Annotated in this window: 17 protein-coding genes (1 of these 17 cut by a window edge); 5 read left to right on the top strand and 12 right to left on the bottom strand. The window is 47.7% G+C overall.

Annotation, left to right across the window (positions count from 1 at the left end; translation table 11 throughout):
• Positions 1-202: 202 nt before the first annotated feature.
• The 3 genes from WF803_RS06520 (at position 203) to WF803_RS06510 (ending at position 2,119) form a co-directional block, all read left to right on the top strand.
• On the top strand, positions 203-640 hold the full coding sequence (locus WF803_RS06520) for an HIT family protein (RefSeq protein WP_489610722.1): 438 nt from the start codon (positions 203-205) through the stop codon (positions 638-640).
• Entirely contained in the window at positions 640-999 is a 360-nt protein-coding gene (locus WF803_RS06515) for a YtxH domain-containing protein (protein ID WP_489610721.1), read from the top strand. Before WF803_RS06520 ends, WF803_RS06515 begins: the two co-directional genes overlap by 1 nt.
• Before the next feature lie 88 nt (positions 1,000-1,087).
• Entirely contained in the window at positions 1,088-2,119 is a 1,032-nt protein-coding gene (locus WF803_RS06510; protein WP_489610720.1) for a peptidylprolyl isomerase, read from the top strand.
• Between the two features lie 51 nt (positions 2,120-2,170).
• On the opposite strand, the gene WF803_RS06505 is transcribed toward WF803_RS06510, so the two are convergent.
• From WF803_RS06505 to queG, 9 genes are all read right to left on the bottom strand, one after another.
• Positions 2,171-2,743 (bottom strand): LOG family protein, encoded by a 573-nt coding sequence (locus WF803_RS06505; protein WP_489610719.1) that lies wholly within the window; start codon positions 2,741-2,743, stop codon positions 2,171-2,173.
• A 13-nt stretch (positions 2,744-2,756) separates the two neighbouring features.
• On the bottom strand, positions 2,757-3,710 hold the full coding sequence (locus WF803_RS06500) for a 3'-5' exoribonuclease YhaM family protein (protein ID WP_489610718.1): 954 nt from the start codon (positions 3,708-3,710) through the stop codon (positions 2,757-2,759).
• A gap of 15 nt (positions 3,711-3,725) precedes the next feature.
• Positions 3,726-6,506, bottom strand: a complete 2,781-nt coding sequence (locus WF803_RS06495) for an AAA family ATPase (protein ID WP_489610717.1) — start codon at positions 6,504-6,506, stop codon at positions 3,726-3,728.
• 15 nt (positions 6,507-6,521) lie between these two features.
• Positions 6,522-7,781 carry a metallophosphoesterase family protein gene (locus WF803_RS06490; protein ID WP_489610716.1) on the bottom strand — a complete coding sequence of 420 codons (1,260 nt, stop codon included), beginning with the start codon at positions 7,779-7,781 and terminating at the stop codon, positions 6,522-6,524.
• A gap of 490 nt (positions 7,782-8,271) precedes the next feature.
• Complete coding sequence (locus WF803_RS06485) at positions 8,272-9,702, bottom strand: ISLre2 family transposase (protein WP_489610715.1); 1,431 nt, start codon at positions 9,700-9,702, stop codon at positions 8,272-8,274.
• Positions 9,703-9,812: 110 nt separating this feature from the next.
• Positions 9,813-10,166 carry a YlbF family regulator gene (locus WF803_RS06480; protein ID WP_489610714.1) on the bottom strand — a complete coding sequence of 118 codons (354 nt, stop codon included), beginning with the start codon at positions 10,164-10,166 and terminating at the stop codon, positions 9,813-9,815.
• A 68-nt stretch (positions 10,167-10,234) separates the two neighbouring features.
• Positions 10,235-12,313 carry a transglycosylase domain-containing protein gene (locus WF803_RS06475; protein ID WP_489610713.1) on the bottom strand — a complete coding sequence of 693 codons (2,079 nt, stop codon included), beginning with the start codon at positions 12,311-12,313 and terminating at the stop codon, positions 10,235-10,237.
• A gap of 114 nt (positions 12,314-12,427) precedes the next feature.
• A complete protein-coding gene (gene trmL / locus WF803_RS06470) occupies positions 12,428-12,940 on the bottom strand; it encodes a tRNA (uridine(34)/cytosine(34)/5-carboxymethylaminomethyluridine(34)-2'-O)-methyltransferase TrmL (RefSeq protein WP_489610712.1) in 513 nt (170 codons plus the stop codon).
• A gap of 1 nt (position 12,941) precedes the next feature.
• Complete coding sequence (queG, locus tag WF803_RS06465) at positions 12,942-14,132, bottom strand: tRNA epoxyqueuosine(34) reductase QueG (protein ID WP_489610711.1); 1,191 nt, start codon at positions 14,130-14,132, stop codon at positions 12,942-12,944.
• A 117-nt stretch (positions 14,133-14,249) separates the two neighbouring features.
• Here queG and WF803_RS06460 point away from each other — a divergent pair, with 117 nt between their 5' ends.
• A complete protein-coding gene (locus WF803_RS06460) occupies positions 14,250-14,831 on the top strand; it encodes a xanthine phosphoribosyltransferase (RefSeq protein ID WP_489610710.1) in 582 nt (193 codons plus the stop codon).
• Positions 14,832-14,918: 87 nt separating this feature from the next.
• Here the strand turns inward: WF803_RS06460 and WF803_RS06455 are convergent, their stop codons facing one another.
• Both WF803_RS06455 and WF803_RS06450 read right to left on the bottom strand, forming a co-directional pair.
• The gene (locus tag WF803_RS06455) at positions 14,919-15,875 is read right to left on the bottom strand and encodes a 2-hydroxyacid dehydrogenase (RefSeq protein ID WP_489610709.1); all 957 of its coding nucleotides are present in this window, start codon (positions 15,873-15,875) and stop codon (positions 14,919-14,921) included.
• A gap of 82 nt (positions 15,876-15,957) precedes the next feature.
• Positions 15,958-17,349, bottom strand: coding sequence for a L,D-transpeptidase family protein (locus WF803_RS06450; protein WP_489610708.1), 1,392 nt, complete (start codon positions 17,347-17,349; stop codon positions 15,958-15,960).
• Positions 17,350-17,403: 54 nt separating this feature from the next.
• Here WF803_RS06450 and WF803_RS06445 point away from each other — a divergent pair, with 54 nt between their 5' ends.
• A complete protein-coding gene (locus WF803_RS06445) occupies positions 17,404-17,601 on the top strand; it encodes a hypothetical protein (RefSeq protein WP_489610707.1) in 198 nt (65 codons plus the stop codon).
• On the opposite strand, the gene WF803_RS06440 is transcribed toward WF803_RS06445, so the two are convergent.
• Positions 17,598-17,886, bottom strand: partial view of a hydrolase gene (locus WF803_RS06440; RefSeq protein WP_489610706.1) — the final stretch only. It continues 452 nt past the right edge of the window; the window shows 289 of its 741 coding nt (coding positions 453-741); its start codon lies beyond the right edge, outside the window; its stop codon occupies positions 17,598-17,600. The genes WF803_RS06445 and WF803_RS06440 overlap by 4 nt on opposite strands.

Genomic DNA, 17,886 nt, shown 5'->3' with positions numbered 1-17,886 from the left:
CCAGTAAATAAAATTTGCCAAGGCTTTGCGAACTTAACGAGCAGACTTTGCGCTTGCGTTACTGAAGTTTTTATCATATATCCCAATAACGGGCTGCTCTGTGATTGAGTTCGCGCCTGCTGGTTGAGCTTCGCCTTCTTATTTTTGTGCTCTTGTTAATTTATGCTAAAATGAAGGCAAAAGATAGAAAGAGTTGATGACCATGGATGACTGTGTATTCTGTAAAATTGCCAACAAAGAAATCCCTTCCCACATTGTCTATGAAGATGAACATTTAATGGCTTTTCTAGATTTGACGCAAGTCACTAAAGGCCACACTTTGCTGATTCCAAAGAAACATATTCCGGATATTTTTGCCTATGATGACGAAGATGCCCAAGAAATTTTCAAGGTCCTGCCTCGTTTGGCACGCGCACTGGACAAGGCTTTCCCGGATATGAAAGGCTTGAATATTCTAAACAATAACCGCGAAGCTGCCTACCAAAGTGTCTTCCACACGCATATTCACCTCATCCCACGCTACAGCCGTGATGATGACGACTTCAAATTGCACTTCCCTGAAAATGTTAGTGAACCTGATCATGAGAAAATGGCTCAGGTCAAAGAACAAATTGCCCAAGCTATCAAGGAGACCAAATAATGAATTCATTTCTCAAAGGCCTAGTCCTCGGCAGCCTGGCTGGCGCTGGCTATGCCCTCTTAAACACGCCACGGCCCGGCCGAGAAAATCGTGAGCTTGTCAAACACTACTTAAAAGACGTCAGTGCTTCCATGAAGACCATGCAGGCAAGCCTAATCGACACGGAAAAAGCAGTCAGTGACCTGGCTAACCAAGGCATGAAAACAGCCCAGGTTTTTAAGGTGGATATGCAGAAAGCCATGGACGACTTCCAGCATGAAACAGCCCCACACTACAACCGCATGCAGGAAAAATTAGCCGCCATGGATGAGCATCTGAACGATGCCAAAGTCCGTATTGCGCGCCAGGAAAAAGACTAAAATACTCTAAAAATATTCATTTTCTGGCCCTGAAGGCCTTGTCTTGTGTTATATTAAAGCATGACACTAAAGGACAAGGAGAGTCAAGATGAAAACTAGTCAATTTTTACGTCGCTCCCTACTCGTATTGAGTGCCGGCATTGCTCTTGCAGCTTGCCAGCCCACCAATAAGAATGGCGACAAAATTGTAGCCAAAGGTGACGGCATTGAAATTACCGACAATGAACTTTACAAGGAATTGAAGGAAAGTGCCGGCAAGGCTGGGGTTCAGCAACTTGTATTTGAAAAAATCTTCGAGGCTGAACTCGGCAAAGATAAAGTCAAAAAATTGGAAGATGAGGTCGAAACAGATACAGCGACCCTCATGGCCCAATATGGTGGCCCAGAGAAATTCCTCCAAGTGGCCAACCAAAGCGGCTACCACACCGTGGACGAATACAAAAAAGCCGTTCGCTACTACAAATTAATGAGCGAAACTTTGATGAAAAACATTGATATCAAAGACGATGATGTCCATGTCGCTTACGATGCTTACCAAGCACCACGCGAGCTTTCCCATATTTTAGTGGACAAGGAAGACGAAGCGAAAGACTTGATTAAGCAATTGGACCAAGGCGCTGACTTTGCCAGCCTAGCCAAAAAGCATTCCAAAGATAAGGCTTCTGCAAAAAAAGGTGGCTCGTTGGGAGAAGTCCCCAAAGGGAAAATGGTAGCCGAATTTGAGGAGGCTGCTTTCAAATTAAAGGAAGGGGAATACTCTAAGAAACCGGTCAAATCACAATTTGGCTATCACATTATTAAAGTTGATAAGATCAAAGAAAAAGGCTCCTTCGATGAGGAGAAAGACCAATTGACCCGCCAATTGAAGCAAGAAAAACTAGGTAATGGCCAGCAAATTCAAGCCATGATGATGGATATCTTGAAACGCTACAAAGTGAAAGTGACCGACAAGGAATTGGAGGGCGCTTTGGATAACTTCCTCTTCAACAATCAGCAAAGCCAAAAAAACCAAGCCCTGCCAAGCGGCCAAGGTCAAGAGGCTGGTAGCGAGGAAAAAGCGGACCAAGAAAAGGACGCCAAAGAAAAACCTCAGGAAAAAACAACTGACGAAGAAAAATAAGCATTTAAAAAAACCGTAACGCTAAAATGTTCTCAGCGCTACGGTTTTTTCTTAATTTAAATGCTCATAACTTTTCTCTTCATTGGGTTTGAAATGCTCGAAGTAGGCTAGAATACGGTCGAGGTCATCCGAAAAGCATACGGCCTCATAATCTTCCCGACTGAGGAAGCCTTCTTGGACCATTTTTTGGAAGAAAACGGCTAAGGGTTCATAGTAATTTCTGGCATTGTAGAAGGCACAGGGCAAGTCACTCTGGCCTACGCGCAGCCAGGAAATGGCCTCACTGATCTCTTCCAAGGTACCCACGCCGCCCGGCAAGGCCAAGCAAGCGTCCCCTAGGCTTAGCATGCGCGCCTTTCTCTGGGCCATGGTATCCACGTATTCTAATTCTGTCAGATGGTCGTGCGCAAGTTCCCGCGTGGCCATAAAATGCGGCAGGACCCCATGCACCTCGCCCCCAGCTTCCAGGCAAGCATCCGCTACGGCTCCCATTAAGCCCGTTCCGCCACCCCCATAGACCATGTCATGGCCTGCTTTGGCAATGCCGGTCCCGACAGCTTGGGCAACTTCCTTGTAAAAAGAATCAAAGCCGGTATTGGCTCCACAATAGACAATAACTTTCATTTGACGCCCTCCTTTACTGCTGGCATTTAGGCCGGTAGAATTCCCGCCCGCCCATGCCGACGAGCCGGGTCGTAAATTCTCCGGGTTCGGTCGCTTCCAAGGCCGTGCGCATCATCTGCATGGACGCATCGAAGTCGTCCAAGCGGTGTAAAACTTCAGCCTCCATGAGTCTCGGCACCACCGGACTTCCGTACTCCAGCTTCCCGTGATGGCTTAAAACCATATGCTTTAAGAGCACAATTTCCTCATCGGTTTGGTCAAAGCCTAATTCCTCGCAAGCCACCGCGAGCATCTCCGACACAATACTAATGTGCCCGAGCAAATTCCCCACGGTCGTATATTCGGCACTTAAGGGATCCGATAATTCTACTGTTTTTCCCAGATCGTGGAGAATAATGGCCCCGTAAAGCAAGCTCATATCCAAGCCCGGATACAGGCGGCTAACGGCTTCGGCTAGGCGAAGCATGGTCACCGTATGAAAGCCTAAGCCGCCCAAATAAGCGTGGTGCAAGCGTTTGGCAGCGGGAAATTGGTAGAAATCATCCCCCACCTTAGCGAGTAAATGCCGAACCAATTTTTCAATTTTGGGCCGGCTAATGACTTGCAAGGCGGCCTCAATATCCAAGGCAATATCATCGGCGGACAAAGGCGCTGCCTGGGCATAAAGTGTAGGATCCGTAGGCTCGCCCTCCTCCGCCAGGCGAATATCGTGAATTCGAAATTGCGGTTGTTTATTAAATAATTCGCGTTTGCCGTAGAGGTAGACCACCCGTCCAGCTTGAAAAGCTCTGATATCTTGGCTGGTTACCCCCCAAAGCTTAGCTTCTAGCAGTCCAGACTTATCTTGGAGGGTAAAGGACAGGTAGTCCTTTCCGTTTCGGTCTTTTCGAACTTCAGAATTTTTCAGTAAAGCATAGGTATAGAAGTTTTCATCCATGGGGGCATCAAATAAGGCAAGCGTGTCCATACAAATTTTGCTCCTTTATGCGTTGAATCGATAGCGATTGACCTCATCTAAGTCCCTAAAACCAGCCTCATCAACCGTTAGTAGGATAATTTGCTGGTCTTGGGCCATCTTAGTGAGGAAATGATAAACCAAGCGACGCGTCTCGGCATCCAAGTGGGCAAAGGCCTCATCAATAATAATAGGCAATTTATTACGCTGCATTTGCGCTTCTAAGAAGGCAAAGCGCATGGCCAGATAGAGTAAGACCCGTTCACCGCGGGAAAGTTGCCGGACCGTGAAGTCTTTTTCCCCTGCGACTTGGACGTACAATTTCCCCTCTTCAAAGCGCAATTGCCCCAAGCGACCAGCGGAAAGCTGAGTGAGTAGGTCATTGGCTTGGTTTAAAACGCGCCCTAAGATGTCACTATCCTCGGCATAAGTCGCCTTTTCCAAAGCTTTAGCCGCCAATTGATGGGCCAGCCAGTCCACACCGAGGTCATACACTTTCGCAGCTTGCTCCGCAAAGGCCTGCTCTTCCTCTTGAACGAGGCCACTTTGGCGAATGCGGGTAAGCTGGGCGTCCAAATCCGCCAGCTCGGCAACCAAGCTTTCGATCGCTCCCTCTAAATCATGCAACTCCGCGTGTACTTGCTCTAATTGCTCATCCACACTCACATCGCGGTCATGCAAGGCTTCCACGTCCGGATTAATATTTTCGGCCAGCTGGTCAAATTCTGCCTTTTTAGCCAGCATTTCTTCTTCCTGGGCCAAGGCTGGTGCCACCTCTGCCAGGGACGCAAATTGGTATTTTTCCAGTAAGGCGTCTTGCTTTTCCTTGAGTGCTTGGTAATGGGTGCGCAGGCGTTTTGTGGCTTCGGCTTGGCGTTCGCGCTCGCGCTCCTCATATTGCCAGGCGGTGCCGGCATCCCGAATGCGGTAGTAGTCGTCTTCAAATTGGGCCATGACTTCCGTTAGCCCAGCTCCTTTTAGGCCGGCTGCTTCTTGGTAAGCTTTCCAAGCATTGGCATAGGTTAACTGCTCACCAGCCAAACCGGTTTGCTGGAGGGCTTGTTCAATGTCCGCCTCAAGAGCCCGGATATAAGCAGCATAGTCCTCCTCCAACCACACCAGCGGTTCGATATAAGAACTCCCGCCCCGTTCTTGGACAAGGTTTTCCAAGTCTTTCATAAATTGAGCGGATTCCTGCTGCAATTTTTCTAACTGCTCGTTTTGCAAGTCAATGCGGCGGGAAATTTCGGCCTGCTCGCTCTCAATGTCCCTTAGGTCCAGGGAATAAGCTTGCATTTCTTCCTTCACCACTCGTTTACTATAAGCACTCTGGGCAAAGCCAATGACGGCAAAAACAAGGCCCAAGCCTAAGGATGCAAAGCCACTGCCCATGAGAAAAGCCCGGTGGACTAGGACGTAGTAAACCCCAAGAAGCAAGAGGCCAATAATAAACAAGGTGACCCCAAATGTTCTCAGCCAGCTGCTGGTTCGTTCGCTGACGGTCGCTTTGAAGTCATGGAATTTGCTTTCGACATCTTGATGCTCATCTTGGAGATCTTGGTTATCGGCCAGCAATTTTTCCAAATCACTTTTGGTGTTTTCATAGAAAATCCGCCGATTATCCAATTCCGCTTTCTTTTGCTGCCAGTGTTCCCGCTCCTCATCGCTTAAGTCGCGCGGCAACTCACTGACCTTTTCCGCCCCTAGTGCTTTTAGGAGGCGTTTCATATCATAGCGTTTTTCGGCTAAATAAGTTTGCAGATTTTCATCTTGATTGAGCTTGTCCCGGTAGGCTTTCGCTTCTTTGAGCATGCCGCCCGTTTCTCCGGAATGATCATACAACCAGTGGTCTGCCTGACTGCGTTTTGGCTCCTCGGTGGGACTGGGCTCTTCTCCACTACCGATAACGAGAAAATCTTCCTTAGCTTCCACATCAGGGCCGAGTTCCTCTTCCAAATGTTCAATTTCCCGCGTCAACGCCTGCCACTGATCCTTAAAGTTAGCCGGTAAATTTCTAAAATTATAGCGGGCCAATTCAAAGCCTAATTGCTGCTTTTTCTCGACAATATCGGTGTTTTGATTGGCCACTTGCAGGCGAATCTCCTGACTGCGGAGGTTTTTCTCTTCTTTTCGCCATTCTTCCAAACGCTCTTCTAAACGTTCTTTGTCCTTGGCCAAATCATAGTAGACTTCCTCGTGGCCCTTCGCCCGATTCAGGCGATTTTGCTCCTCATCCAAGGCGGCTAACGCCTGATTCAAAGGCGGGCGCTGCCCTTGCGGCCGGTATATTTCATCTGCTTGGGCCTCTAATTCTGGAGCGATTTCCCCGAGGACATGCTGGCCACTCGCCCCCGTGCTCAGCAGGGTTTTGGTATAGGCTTCTTCATCCGACCAGGTCACATCGAGTAAATCCCCTTCGTCAAAGCCAAAGTAATTCAGGTATTCCTGCTTGGTCAAACCAGAGAACAGCGGCGCAAAGTCCCGCACTTCTTCCTTGGGCTCCTGTCCAATCTGCCAGGCACATTGCTGGGTGCTGCCTTGGCGGGTCCGCTCCAACATTACGTCCCCATAGAGGGTCTCACTCAAATACAAGCGGCCTCCAAAAGTGACATGGGCATTGGTATCATACTGGCGCTGACCCTTCCGACGCATGTCTGGAAAGCCAAACATGACACTTAAAATAAAGCTTTTCAGGGTGGATTTCCCTGAGCCATTCCGCCCAATGAAGGCATTGAAACCATCTTCGAGGAAAAAGCTCTGTTCAATCCATTTACCATAGCTAAAAATTTCAATTTTATTAATCTTCATTGCAGTCTATCCTCTCTAAGCCTCATGCTGAAGCTTTTGGGTGGCAAGTAAGGCCTCGGCACGTTTCAAGGCGTCCGCCTTAAAGTCCGCCCGGTTGAGATCCTGGGCAATCAGCCGCTGCCATTCCGCTTGTTCCATTAGGGGCTTGGCCACCGCGTTAAAAACTTCCTCTTCAGCCAAAGTCCTAAAAGCGGCACTGATTGCCTTGGAGAAGTCGGGACTGAGGGTCCAAGTGAAATCTTCGGCCAATTCCAAGCTGAGGCGGAGGAAGTAAACCTCTTGGCGCCTATAAGCCGCTTGATTATTTAAGCTCCATTGCAATTGTTCCAGCAAGGATTCATGGTAATTGTCCCACCAGTAGAGGCTCTCTTCATCCCCTGAACAGGTGAACACTAATTCAACCACCGTGTTGATATTTTCATTTTTGGCCCGCATCACTTCCACATGCAAGGCCTCTTCCACTGCTTGCCGCAAATCCTCTAAGCTGCGGAGCTTGGGCAGCCCTTGTTTTTTCTTCCGGAATTGCCAGTCGGTCGTTTCAAAAAATTCCGCTTGGGCCACCTGGTGTTTTTCCAAGGTCACCAAGTAGGCCCCCTTCGGACCGGCTTCCTTAAATTTGCTGCCCTGAATATTGCCTGGATAAAGCATGGGTGGCTCCTCATTTAAACTTTGCCGGGCATGGATATGGCCCAAAGCCCAGTAGTCGTAATTCAAGGCCCGTAAATGACTCACTTCAAAGGGAGCGTAATGCTCGCTATTACCAAAGCGAGTGGGTGCCCCGTGCAGGAGGCCGATGTGGTAATCATATTCCTGGTAGCGGCTTGGATACTGCTGGCTCATATCCTCATCAACCCAGCGTTTCCCATAGCTAAAGCCCGTCACGGCGACGGTTTCCCCTGCTTGGGTCGTCACCTTCAAGGAAGATACCCGCTCTCCAAACACATGCACATTTTTCGGCAGGGCGAGACGATTTTTATCGCTGGCTAAGAAATCGTGGTTGCCATAAGTGACGAGCACTTCAATATGAGCCTCTGCCAAACGTTCCATCCCCGCCTTAAAGGCAAATTGGGCTTTCAAGGAAGGTGGGCTTTGGTCATAAATATCACCCACAATGACCATAAAATCAACTTTTTCATTAATGGCCGTCGTAATCAAGTTATCAAAACTCTCATAAGTCGCCGAAGCTAGTTTGTCATGCAGGGCTTCATCCTGGCCATAAATTTGCTTAAAGGGCTGATCTAAATGTAAGTCAGCTGTATGTATAAATCGAACCATTGCTGTCTCCTTCTCTTCCCCTTTTTATTAGGTGTTCGTTCTTTCAGTTTATCATAACTCTAAGCGAGCTCCTAGGCCGACTTATAAAAGGTTAGTGTCAAGCAATGCTCGGTCAATCATAAAGAACTCTATCTCGTATCTAATTATTCAAAAGTCACTTCGTTTTTGTGCTAAAGGACGCTGCGTTGAAAAGCAGTGGCACCGGCTTACGCTTCATAGAAGCTTACGCCTGACCGTCCTATTCTGGCTCTATGTCGTTGGATAGGCCTCGCTACGCTCACCCTATCGGCACTCCGAGAGCCAGATATACGGACGGCCTACTAACACTGCTAATAAGGAAGTGGGACCAGAACAGCAGTCGGAATCACTGGAAGAAAATGTGAAGACATGCAGAGCATGTCCAACATTTTCTGAAGTGGATGTCCAGACTGCCTGGTCGAACTGAACTGGCAGGTCTTTAGCACGCACTCCGTGTCTTTTGGCGAAGCAGCTAACAAAATGTATGGTATAATTTCCCGACCATACTGCTTGACACTTCACTTGGAATCGTGCCCTGATGGGCACCACAAGAACTTTGTTGCGGCCTGTGACATAGTATTGCCCTAACAATCCCTGGATATTCGGGTATAAATGGGCTTGTATTAGCTTCAATATCTGATCGAACAGCTTCTTCAAAACAATGATTAGATTGAGCGGTGATAATGGCAGCCATTGCTGCTGCGCCTTGACGGGTCCAATTTCGTCCTTGCTTTTTCATGCGATAAGTATAAAGCCGATGGCCTGCTTCACAAACGCCACCGGAAAAATGGTTTGGTAAGCCTCGCTGCTCTGCTGGTTTAATGAGTAACCAATTCCTTTGAAGATAAGCTCTTAGAGCTTCAATTTCAGCCAAAAACTCCTGATGATGGTGCCAGCGACTTTCACAGGTCTCCAAAGTAACTTGAACTCCTTCGAAATCATAAGCCTTCACTTTTTTAATGACCAATTGACGTATTTTATGATCAAAAAATAGGCGCGTTCTGATTTTTTGAATGACATGAAATTTATCGCAGAAATGTTCATGCCGAAGGCATACCCCAATCATCTCGTTAAAATCTTCCTCCGTATAACCACTGCCACCATCCGAATTAGAAATCACAATCGTTTGATGTAAATCATAGTAGGAGTTAAGAAATCGGCTAACTTTTTCTCGAAGGGCTGCACTAGATTGAACAGAAGAAAAATAATGAGCTTGAATAAGTTGATGCCGCGAAGTGGATCGATCGACGCCTTCATAGAGAGTCACACGGTGTAGTTGAAGATGTTTTGTCCTTTTCCCTTTTTTCTTCTTCTTAGTGATTAAAACCCCATCCCCTTCAATGTACAGAAAAGGAACGGATCGTTTTTGAGAGTAAGCCAGTTCCTTCTCTTCTGCTTTTTTATTCTCAAAGCTTAAAATTTTTTGCCCAATTTCTTGAACAATATGATGTGCGGTCTGATGCGAAATACTAAAAGGCATTAAAGCATTGAAGGCTTCTGCAGTCGCACGAAAAGTTTGCTTCGTACAAAGCTGGGCAATTTTTTCTTTGACCTGAGAAGAAAGATGACTTCTTGCTTCTAGTCCTAAACACAAATCTAGGGGAAGAAAGCTAGAGTGACCTTCTTTTTTCATCCGACAGCGTCTAAAAGTGACGGCACCAAACATAAAACATAGTGTGCGTGGTTCATAGCGAGCAATTTTCCAGCCTTCGGCTTGGTATCTTTGAATTAATTGCTGATCAAGTTGAGTGAAAACCGCTGCAAGACATTCACAGCAAAAATTGCTTAATATCGGATAAACAAGATCTTCAAAGTCACCTAAAGATGAGCAATTTTCCGTCTTTTTTAGAATATCTGTGATAATATCATTCATGAGGACATCTTCTTTCTTTTTATTGTTCAACTTAAAGATAGATGTCCTTTTTTTATTTTTCAAGTCTTACCGAGCATAATTTTACACTAAGTTATAAAAGAAAGAGCCTGAGGTATGCCTCAAGCTCCAGGTCAGCCAAATTACTTAGCTGCTTTTTGGTAGATGTCAACAATCGGTTGGGTGACCACTTTATTAATTTCATCTACCACTTGATTTAATTCTTGTTCTGCTTGGAGTAAGCCTTTGATGGTCTCATTTTCGTCCATAATTTTTTGTAATTCTTGGGCACGTTTGATTTCATCTTCGGAAACTTCTTGGCCTTGCTGGGCTTTCGTTTGAACCGACATTTGAATGTCACGGAATTCTTGGTAAAGTTTCAAAGCTTCCTCATCAGCAATCACAGCGTCCATGGCTGCTGCCAATTTGTGGTAAGCGTCATGATCTCTGAGGTCACGTTCCAATTGATTAATGGTGTCATAAATATTATTAGCCATAAATTCACTCCTTTTTAGTCTTCTTAAAATATAACATGCTAAGCCCCTGGGCGCAAAGATGAGCCTCGCTAGCGAATTTTCTCCCACCAGGCTTTGACACCGTCGATGGCCTGCTCCCAAAGGCTTGGCCCGTTATCTTCTGCATGTTCACTGACTTGGCCAAAATCACTGCCGCCAGGAGCTTCCCAGCCGCCTGCTTGGTAGCGTGCTGAGGCCGGTTCTAAAGTAAAGGGCGTGTTGGGAGTTTGGGGGAGGATACTGGCCATGATTTGGTAAAAATTCTGCCCGGAGCGAACGGGAGAGTCACTCCACAGGTAATGCCCCTCATCGGTATGGTCAAAGCCATACCAGGAAGAGATCACAAAGTCGGGCGTATAGGCCACGTACCATTCATCATTGGTCCCGCGCCCTTCCCGACTTAATTCCACGGTCCCTGTTTTCCCCGCCAATTGATAGCCGGCCGGTTCCATCCCAGCCCCGGTGCCCCCCTCATTGTAGACATCGAGGAGCATGCTGCTCATTTCACGGGCAATTTTAGCATTGGTCACCCCTTGACGCTGGGCTTTCACTTGGTCCACCACGACTTTACCGTCGGAAGCCACAATGCGGCGGATAAATTGCGGCTGGGCCCGCTGGCCATCATTAACAAAGGTGGTATAAGCACTCGCCAATTGCAAAGGAGATGCTCCTGTCGTCAGCCCACCCAGAGCCGTTGACAAGGTTAAATCCTTATCGCTAAAAGGAATGCCAAAAGCCTTCAGTTTATCCATCGCGTTGTTAATGCCCACCTGATCCATTAGCCAAACGGCTGTCGTATTTTTACTCTGGGCCAAAGCCTGCCAGAGGGGCAGTTTGCCTACTGTTTGGTGGTCATGATTTTCCGGACGGTAGTCATTGGGCGCATAGCTTTTCACTTTGTCCATCACGATATCGTCATAGTGGAAGCCCGCCTCCAAGGCCGGCGTATAGGCCACCAGGGGCTTTAAAGTTGAGCCAGGCTGGCGTTTCATCTGCGTGGCCCGGTTAAAGCCGCGGAAACTGTGGCCACTATTCCCTCCCACCACCGCCATGACGCCTCCTTGGTATGGGTCCATCATCACACTGGCACTCTGCGCCGTGTCCCCGCTTGGCCCAATCGGGAAGAGGTTCGGCTGGCTGTAAATCGACTGCAGGGTATTTTGATAGGCCTGATTTAAATTCGTTTCAATCCGGTAGCCGCCCTTCATAATATCATCTTCTGATAGGCCATATTTTTGAATGGCTTCTTCAATGACGGCATCGAAGTAATAAGGATACTGGTAAGAGTCGGTGGTGACGGGGAAATTATTCACCGGCACCGGCAAGGCCATCGCTGCTTCTGCATCAGCTTGGGAGAGGACATGATTATTTTCGAGTAAGGTGAGCACCGTGTCCCGCCGATTTTTAGTGGCTTCCACATCATCAACAGGATTATAGAGACTCGGCCCCTTTAAGGCCCCAGCAATAATCGCGGCTTGACCGTAACCCACTTGGCTAGCGGACTGGCCAAAGTACTTCTGGCAAGCGTCTTCCACCCCATACACCCCATTACCAAAATAGGAGTGGTTCAGATACATTTCTAAAATTTTATCCTTCGTATAATGCTTCTCCACCTCGAGAGCGAGCATCAATTCCTTAAATTTACGCAGCAGGGTCTGCTCATTCGTTAAAAAAGAGTTCTTCACCAATTGCTGGGTCAAGGTAGAGCCCCCGCCGACCACCTTAAAACCATGCGTCACGTAACCCACTGCAGCCCGGCCCATGCCGATTAAATCAAAACCCGGGTGCTGGTAGAAACGCTTGTCTTCCGTGGTGACGACAGCATCCTTAAGGGCTTGGGAGATCTGATCCCCCTTCACATAAGTCCCATGCTCACTGGATAATTTCCCCGCTAATTGCCCTTCGGCATCATAAACTTCCGTTTGCACTTGCAGGCGCTGCTCTAAATTTCCCACCAAGGTGGTTTTGGCATTGATGTATAAATAAGTTTCAAAAATAAGGGCCACACTTAAAAGCAATAAAAGCAAAATCTTGGTCAGGCGGTAGCGATGCCAGAAGGCCTTCAAGCCCGCCTGCCAGCCCAACTCATTGCCCAAACGGCTGGCTGTCCTTCTATTTTGCTCATTCATTGTCATCGCTCCTTACCAATTTAGACTTCACCCATTGTGCCACGTTTAAAAAATCAAAACAAGCGACTAAAGGCCTAGGAGGTAATTTTTCCTAAATTTAAGGAAAAGCCTGGCCTAGCCTTTTAATTTATCATGGGCATAGCGGTGCGTTTTTTCTAGGCCGGGGAAACATTGCTGGCGCAATACTTCATAGATCACTAAGGCAGCGCAATTGCTGAGATTTAAAGCCCGCACATGCGTATCATCCATAGGAATTCGTAAGCAAGCTTCGCGATGGGCCTGCATGAAAGCTTCGGGTAGGCCGGTGGTTTCCTTGCCAAACATGAGGTAAATATCTTCCCTAATCGCCTGGTAGTCCACTTCGGAATAAACACGTTCGGCAAATTTACTGATGAGAAATAAAGGGCCCGGCCCCTTAGCCTCTAGAAAAGCTTCCAAGCTGGGGTGGAGGGTAATCGCCACCTCTGACCAGTAGTCCAAGCCGGCCCGGCGTAAATGCTTGTCGTCAATGGAAAAACCCAAAGGCTCAATCAGATGCAAGTGGGTATCCGTGGCCGCACAAGTGCGGGCGATATTTCCCGTATTAGGGGGAATTTCAGGTTGGTACAACACAATATGATTTGTCATTTTACTTCCTTCTTCTTTTTCTCTTGGGTCTTTTTTTCTGCAAACGTTCCAGAGCTTTTTGAAATTCTAAAACCGTCTCAGAATCCGGTTCATCCTGTCCTTCTTCCTTCTCTAATTGCCCACTAACGGCCTCTTCTAAGGCCTCATTTTGATAGCGCTCAATTAGACTTAGCGCATAGGCGGCTGTTCCGCGGATTACGGGACGCGGATCTTCTTCCATTAATCGAATGAGTAGAGGCATGGCGGTGCGATCCCGGTAATTCGCCAGCGCTAAAATCGCATTCCGCTGCAAGGGCTTCTTCCCCCGCCAGGCCCCAGCGAGGGAGCCAAATTTCTCCCGAAACTCCCGATTCGACATGGTCAGCATGGGCTGTAGTTCCGGTTCCACCTGCTCCCGGCTCGGCTCTAAGGCCGGATGGTAGTGACTGTCAATCCCTTGGTTATAAGGGCAAACTTGCTGGCAAATATCACAGCCATATAATTGCGTCCCCACCAAGCGCCGGTATTTTTCCGGGATATAGCCCTTGGTTTGCGTCAGATAACTCAAGCAGACTTGGGCATTCATCCGCCCATCGCCTAAGAGCGCTCCAGTCGGGCAGAAATCGATACAGCGAGTACAATCCCCACAGCCATCCGGCAGGCGTTCATCCGGGGGAAAAGGTAGATTCGTAATAATTTCCCCTAAATAAACATAAGAACCGAACTCTTCCGTAATAATGAGGCCATTTTTCCCACGAAAGCCCACGCCGGCTCGTTCGGCTACTGCCACATCGCCCAAAGCCCCCGTATCCACCATGGTGAGAGCTTCCAAATCGGCATAGCGTTCCGTTAAACGCTCGACCAGTTTCTTGGCGTAACGGTGCAAAACACTGTGGTAGTCCTCCCCCCAGCTCGCCCGTGCAAATTGCCCGCGCCGTTCCCCAACTTCATGGTCACGCTCATAGAGGGGCTTGGCCGGATAAGCAATCGCAAAGGAAATAATTGACGAAGCTTCCGCTAAATGCTCGCTAGGGGAGAGACGTTCTTTGATATTGTGGTGTTCAAAGCCACTCGTCTGCCCCAAGTCCTCGGCCTCACGGAGCCGCTCTTCAATATAAGTAAAAGCCTCGGCGGTCGTAAAGCCCACCACATCCATGCCCACGACCTCTTGGGCCAAGGTTCTCACGGCTTCTTTTTCTACTTGCCAGTCCATCATAACCTCCCCCTTTATCATAGCAAAACTCACCCCAGCCTTTAATTTTCCTGGCTGTTCCCTTTTCCCTCCCTGTTGTGCTATGATGATGTTAACTTATCAGAAAGGGTTGGAACCGTGTCAGTATTAAAAGACCGTATTCTTAGTGAAGGTAAAGTATTTCCCAATAATGTTCTTAAAGTCGACTCCTTCCTCAATCATCAAATTGATCCTAAATTGATGACGGAATTAGCCGATGCTTTCTACCAACAATTCAAAGACGATGGCGTCACCAAAGTGATGACTGTGGAAGCTTCTGGCATTGCGCCCGCTATTTTGGCCGCCTATAAATTAGGGGTCCCCATGCTCTTTGCCAAGAAGCAGCAACCCAGTAGCATGGCCAAAAAAGAATTTCTCCATGCCATGGTTCACTCCTACACCAAAAATATCGACAGCCGCGTGATCGTCAGCAAAAAATACCTCAAGCCGAGCGATCGGATTTTAATCATCGATGACTTCCTCGCCAATGGGGAAGCTGCCATGGGCCTCATTAATCTCGTTGAACAAGCCGAAGCCACCGTGGTGGGTGTCGGTATTTGCGTAGAAAAAGCCTTCCAGCCCGGCCGCCAGCGCCTCGAAGATTATGGAGTGCGCGTCTACTCCGAAGCCCGCATCAAAGCCTTAGACAATGAGGAAGTGACCTTCCTCGAGGGCCATTAAATATCAGTCGCCTTATTTTAGAGTAAAGAAAGCCGTAAGCCAGCTCCCCAACGGAAAACTGGCTTACGGTTTTTTAACTTGTGCCTTTTAATTAACGAGGTTTTCTGGCTTGCCATTAATGAAGGCTTCCGTATTTTTGAAGGCAATTTCCGCCCGCATTTGCATGGCTTCATCGGTAAGGAAGCCAATATGAGGCGTTAGTAGCGTGTTTTTCGCCTCTAAGAGCGGGTAGTCATTAGGCAAGGGCGGTTCCATATCGAACACATCAATGCCCGCGCCCGCAATTTCTTCCTCATTAAGGGCCTTGGCAAGCGCATCATTATCGACCACGCCACCCCGAGCCAGATTCAGGAGAATAGCTGAATTTTTCATCTTCTTAAGACTAGCTGTATCAATTAAATGCTTTGTTTCCTCGGTCATTGGCAAGTGTAAGGACACAATGTCACTTTCCCCAAGCAAGGTATCCAAGTCGACATAGGTCATGCCCATTTCCTTGGCTTCGTCCTTTTTTGAACGGTTGTAGCCTAACAGTTTCACTCCAAAGGCTTTGAACAATTGGGCTGTTCTCAAACCAATCGTCCCAGTTCCCACGATACCCACTGTTTTTCCGTGAATTTCGGGGCCTTGCAGGGGAGCCTCAAAAGCCTCGCCTTGGTGGACAGCTTTTTCATTTTCGGAAAGCTTACGGTAGAGCCCTAAAGCCAAACCCACCGCGAGTTCAGCGACCGCTGTGGTGGCATAGCCGCTCGCATTGCAAACTTTAATGCCCTTTTCCTTAGCCACATCCATGCCCACATGGTCAAAGCCCGTAAAGGCAACATTGACCAATTTAGCATCGGGCAAATCCTTGAGCACTTCACCGGGCAGGGGATTATTGGCAATCATAATGATCTGGGCCCCTTCAGCCCGCTTGCGCAATTCATCTGGATCCGTGGTTTTTTCCTCATAGTAGACAAATTCATGGCCAGCATCATGTAAAGGCTGGCTTAATTCCTTAATTTTTTCCTTGCTGACACGCAAAGGTTCCATGAGTACGATTTTCATTTTATCACGCCTCCTACTTCATTATAAACAGAAGCGACTGATTTTTAAAGCAATAACAAAAGGGAGAGGTCTCCCCTCCCTTTTAATTGAATACAACGACTGGCATGCCCACATAAACTAAACTGTACACGGTCGGCATGAGGTTTGGCGGTATATTAATGCAGCCGTTAGAGCCATGCTGATGGTACCAATTGCCACCGTAAACAGGCTGCCACGGCGAATCATGCAGGCCCTGACCAGCATAATCAAAGGCCGCCCAATAATTCACCTTTGTTTCATAATCTTTCTTAATTTTCGGGTCGTACGCCCGTAAAATTGAAGGACTTTCCATGTTGTTAATCACGTAAGCTCCCGGCGTCGTTGGTGTAAGATCGTGCCCGCTCACAATATCACATTGGAACTGCTGGACACCAGCAATATAGATAAACATTTTCTGCTGAAGCATATCGACTTCCACATAAGTGTTGCCAAAGAAACTATCCCCATACCCTTGACCAGCAATTTCCGGTTCAAGCGTTTGATCCTTACCTGCCAGGACGGCTTTGGCCAATGCGGGGGCCGCCACTTCGCGATTAATGTACCAGCCATAAGTTCCCGGCTGCACTTTTACCGTGCCAGACAGGGTGCTCTTGAATTCATGCGTAGTGAGGAGGCCAGAAATTTTTTGATTTAATTCTTGAAGGTAAGCATTCACCTGCTCCTCGTCGACCTCCAAATCCCCCTTATCATTGAGGGAAAGCCAAGCACTACGTTCTTCCTTAGGGACTTCGTAGTCCTGACCATTGACCTTTAATTTCAGATCCGCATTTTTAATTTTTTCAATATGAGCCATTTCTTCCTTAATTTTCGGATCATTTTCCGTCAAAGTTGGCTGCAAGTAGTATTTCTCTACCGAAATTTCATCTTCACCTTCATTCAAGGCCGTCTCAATACCTTGACTCAGCAGACGAGTCGATACTTGCTTACCAATTTTAGAAGCTTTAATTTTAAAGCTCCCCGCCTCGTGCACTAACCGCGCATTCTCTGGCGCCTGGCGCTGGCTATTATCAATCCCAAGCTCTGCAAGCAATTGGCTCATCTTATCCGCATCCAAAGCCCCTTTAAACAAAGGCTCCGTCACCGGACTTTCATAAACATAAGCCAAGGGCCAAAGCCAAGCTTGCTGATGGCTTAGCACATGGCCTAAGACCGGCTTGGGTTGAATGGTGAGATCCAAATCCTTCATCGCCACTTGGCCAAGAGTTTCTTGACCTTCCACAAAGCTTAATTGCTGGTGGGTTAAGTGATCTTCAACAACTTGACTGGCCGCGTCCAAAGGCAATTTACCAATGTCTTGGCCACTCACAGTCGTCTGCGGTAGGAAGTGATCCTTGTAATAATAAACTCCTCGGCCATATAATAATAAAATGGCTATAATAATAACACTAAATATACTGACCACAACCCAGGGCATGGCCCGACGCTTGTTCTTCATTCTTTCCCCCTGTAAAATAGATATAGCAACGGCATGAGTAAGGAAGGAGGCTCTATGAAACTACCTAAAAAAGCAAAAAGCTTCACCCACTTGGCCTTGGCACTCGTCACCAGTTCCTTGATCGCAATTTTGGGCCTGGGAATTCTAAAAACCCAACCCCGTCTGCTCGTACGCTGGCTGACTTATGGGCTATTTGCCTTGAGCCTATTTCTTATCGGGATTACTTTTTACTATTTCCAGCAACAGGATTAACCTCGACGCTGGCTTTTTTCATATTCATTGAGTGTCATACCGTCATGCGTATTGATAAAACGCGTCCGGCTTTCTTCCCGATAGGAGCTCATTTTTTGGTTAAATAATTCTGCACTGGTGGGTGGCGCCCAGGATACCGCATTCGCTCCGGCTTCAATCACCCCGCGAATGGATTCCTCTGTACGCCCGCCTGTGGCAATAATTGGGACATTAGGATAGCGCTGGCGAATCCAGGCTACGACATCCTTCGTTTGTTTGCCACTGGCCACATTCAAAATATCCACA

This window comes from Aerococcus sp. BD502 (assembly GCF_057919555.1).
This window is presented reverse-complemented; position numbering and strand designations above follow the sequence as displayed.

What these genes read in the sequence shown, in the direction of transcription:
- WF803_RS06520 (WP_489610722.1), top strand. Translation starts at nt 203, where the DNA reads ATGGATGACTGTGTATTCTGTAAAATTGCCAACAAAGAAATCCCTTCC.
- WF803_RS06515 (WP_489610721.1), top strand. Translation starts at nt 640, where the DNA reads ATGAATTCATTTCTCAAAGGCCTAGTCCTCGGCAGCCTGGCTGGCGCT.
- WF803_RS06510 (WP_489610720.1), top strand. Translation starts at nt 1,088, where the DNA reads ATGAAAACTAGTCAATTTTTACGTCGCTCCCTACTCGTATTGAGTGCC.
- WF803_RS06505 (WP_489610719.1), bottom strand. Translation starts at nt 2,743, where the DNA reads ATGAAAGTTATTGTCTATTGTGGAGCCAATACCGGCTTTGATTCTTTT.
- WF803_RS06500 (WP_489610718.1), bottom strand. Translation starts at nt 3,710, where the DNA reads ATGGACACGCTTGCCTTATTTGATGCCCCCATGGATGAAAACTTCTAT.
- WF803_RS06495 (WP_489610717.1), bottom strand. Translation starts at nt 6,506, where the DNA reads ATGAAGATTAATAAAATTGAAATTTTTAGCTATGGTAAATGGATTGAA.
- WF803_RS06490 (WP_489610716.1), bottom strand. Translation starts at nt 7,781, where the DNA reads ATGGTTCGATTTATACATACAGCTGACTTACATTTAGATCAGCCCTTT.
- WF803_RS06480 (WP_489610714.1), bottom strand. Translation starts at nt 10,166, where the DNA reads ATGGCTAATAATATTTATGACACCATTAATCAATTGGAACGTGACCTC.
- WF803_RS06475 (WP_489610713.1), bottom strand. Translation starts at nt 12,313, where the DNA reads ATGAATGAGCAAAATAGAAGGACAGCCAGCCGTTTGGGCAATGAGTTG.
- trmL (WP_489610712.1), bottom strand. Translation starts at nt 12,940, where the DNA reads ATGACAAATCATATTGTGTTGTACCAACCTGAAATTCCCCCTAATACG.
- queG (WP_489610711.1), bottom strand. Translation starts at nt 14,132, where the DNA reads ATGGACTGGCAAGTAGAAAAAGAAGCCGTGAGAACCTTGGCCCAAGAG.
- WF803_RS06455 (WP_489610709.1), bottom strand. Translation starts at nt 15,875, where the DNA reads ATGAAAATCGTACTCATGGAACCTTTGCGTGTCAGCAAGGAAAAAATT.
- WF803_RS06450 (WP_489610708.1), bottom strand. Translation starts at nt 17,349, where the DNA reads ATGAAGAACAAGCGTCGGGCCATGCCCTGGGTTGTGGTCAGTATATTT.
- WF803_RS06445 (WP_489610707.1), top strand. Translation starts at nt 17,404, where the DNA reads ATGAAACTACCTAAAAAAGCAAAAAGCTTCACCCACTTGGCCTTGGCA.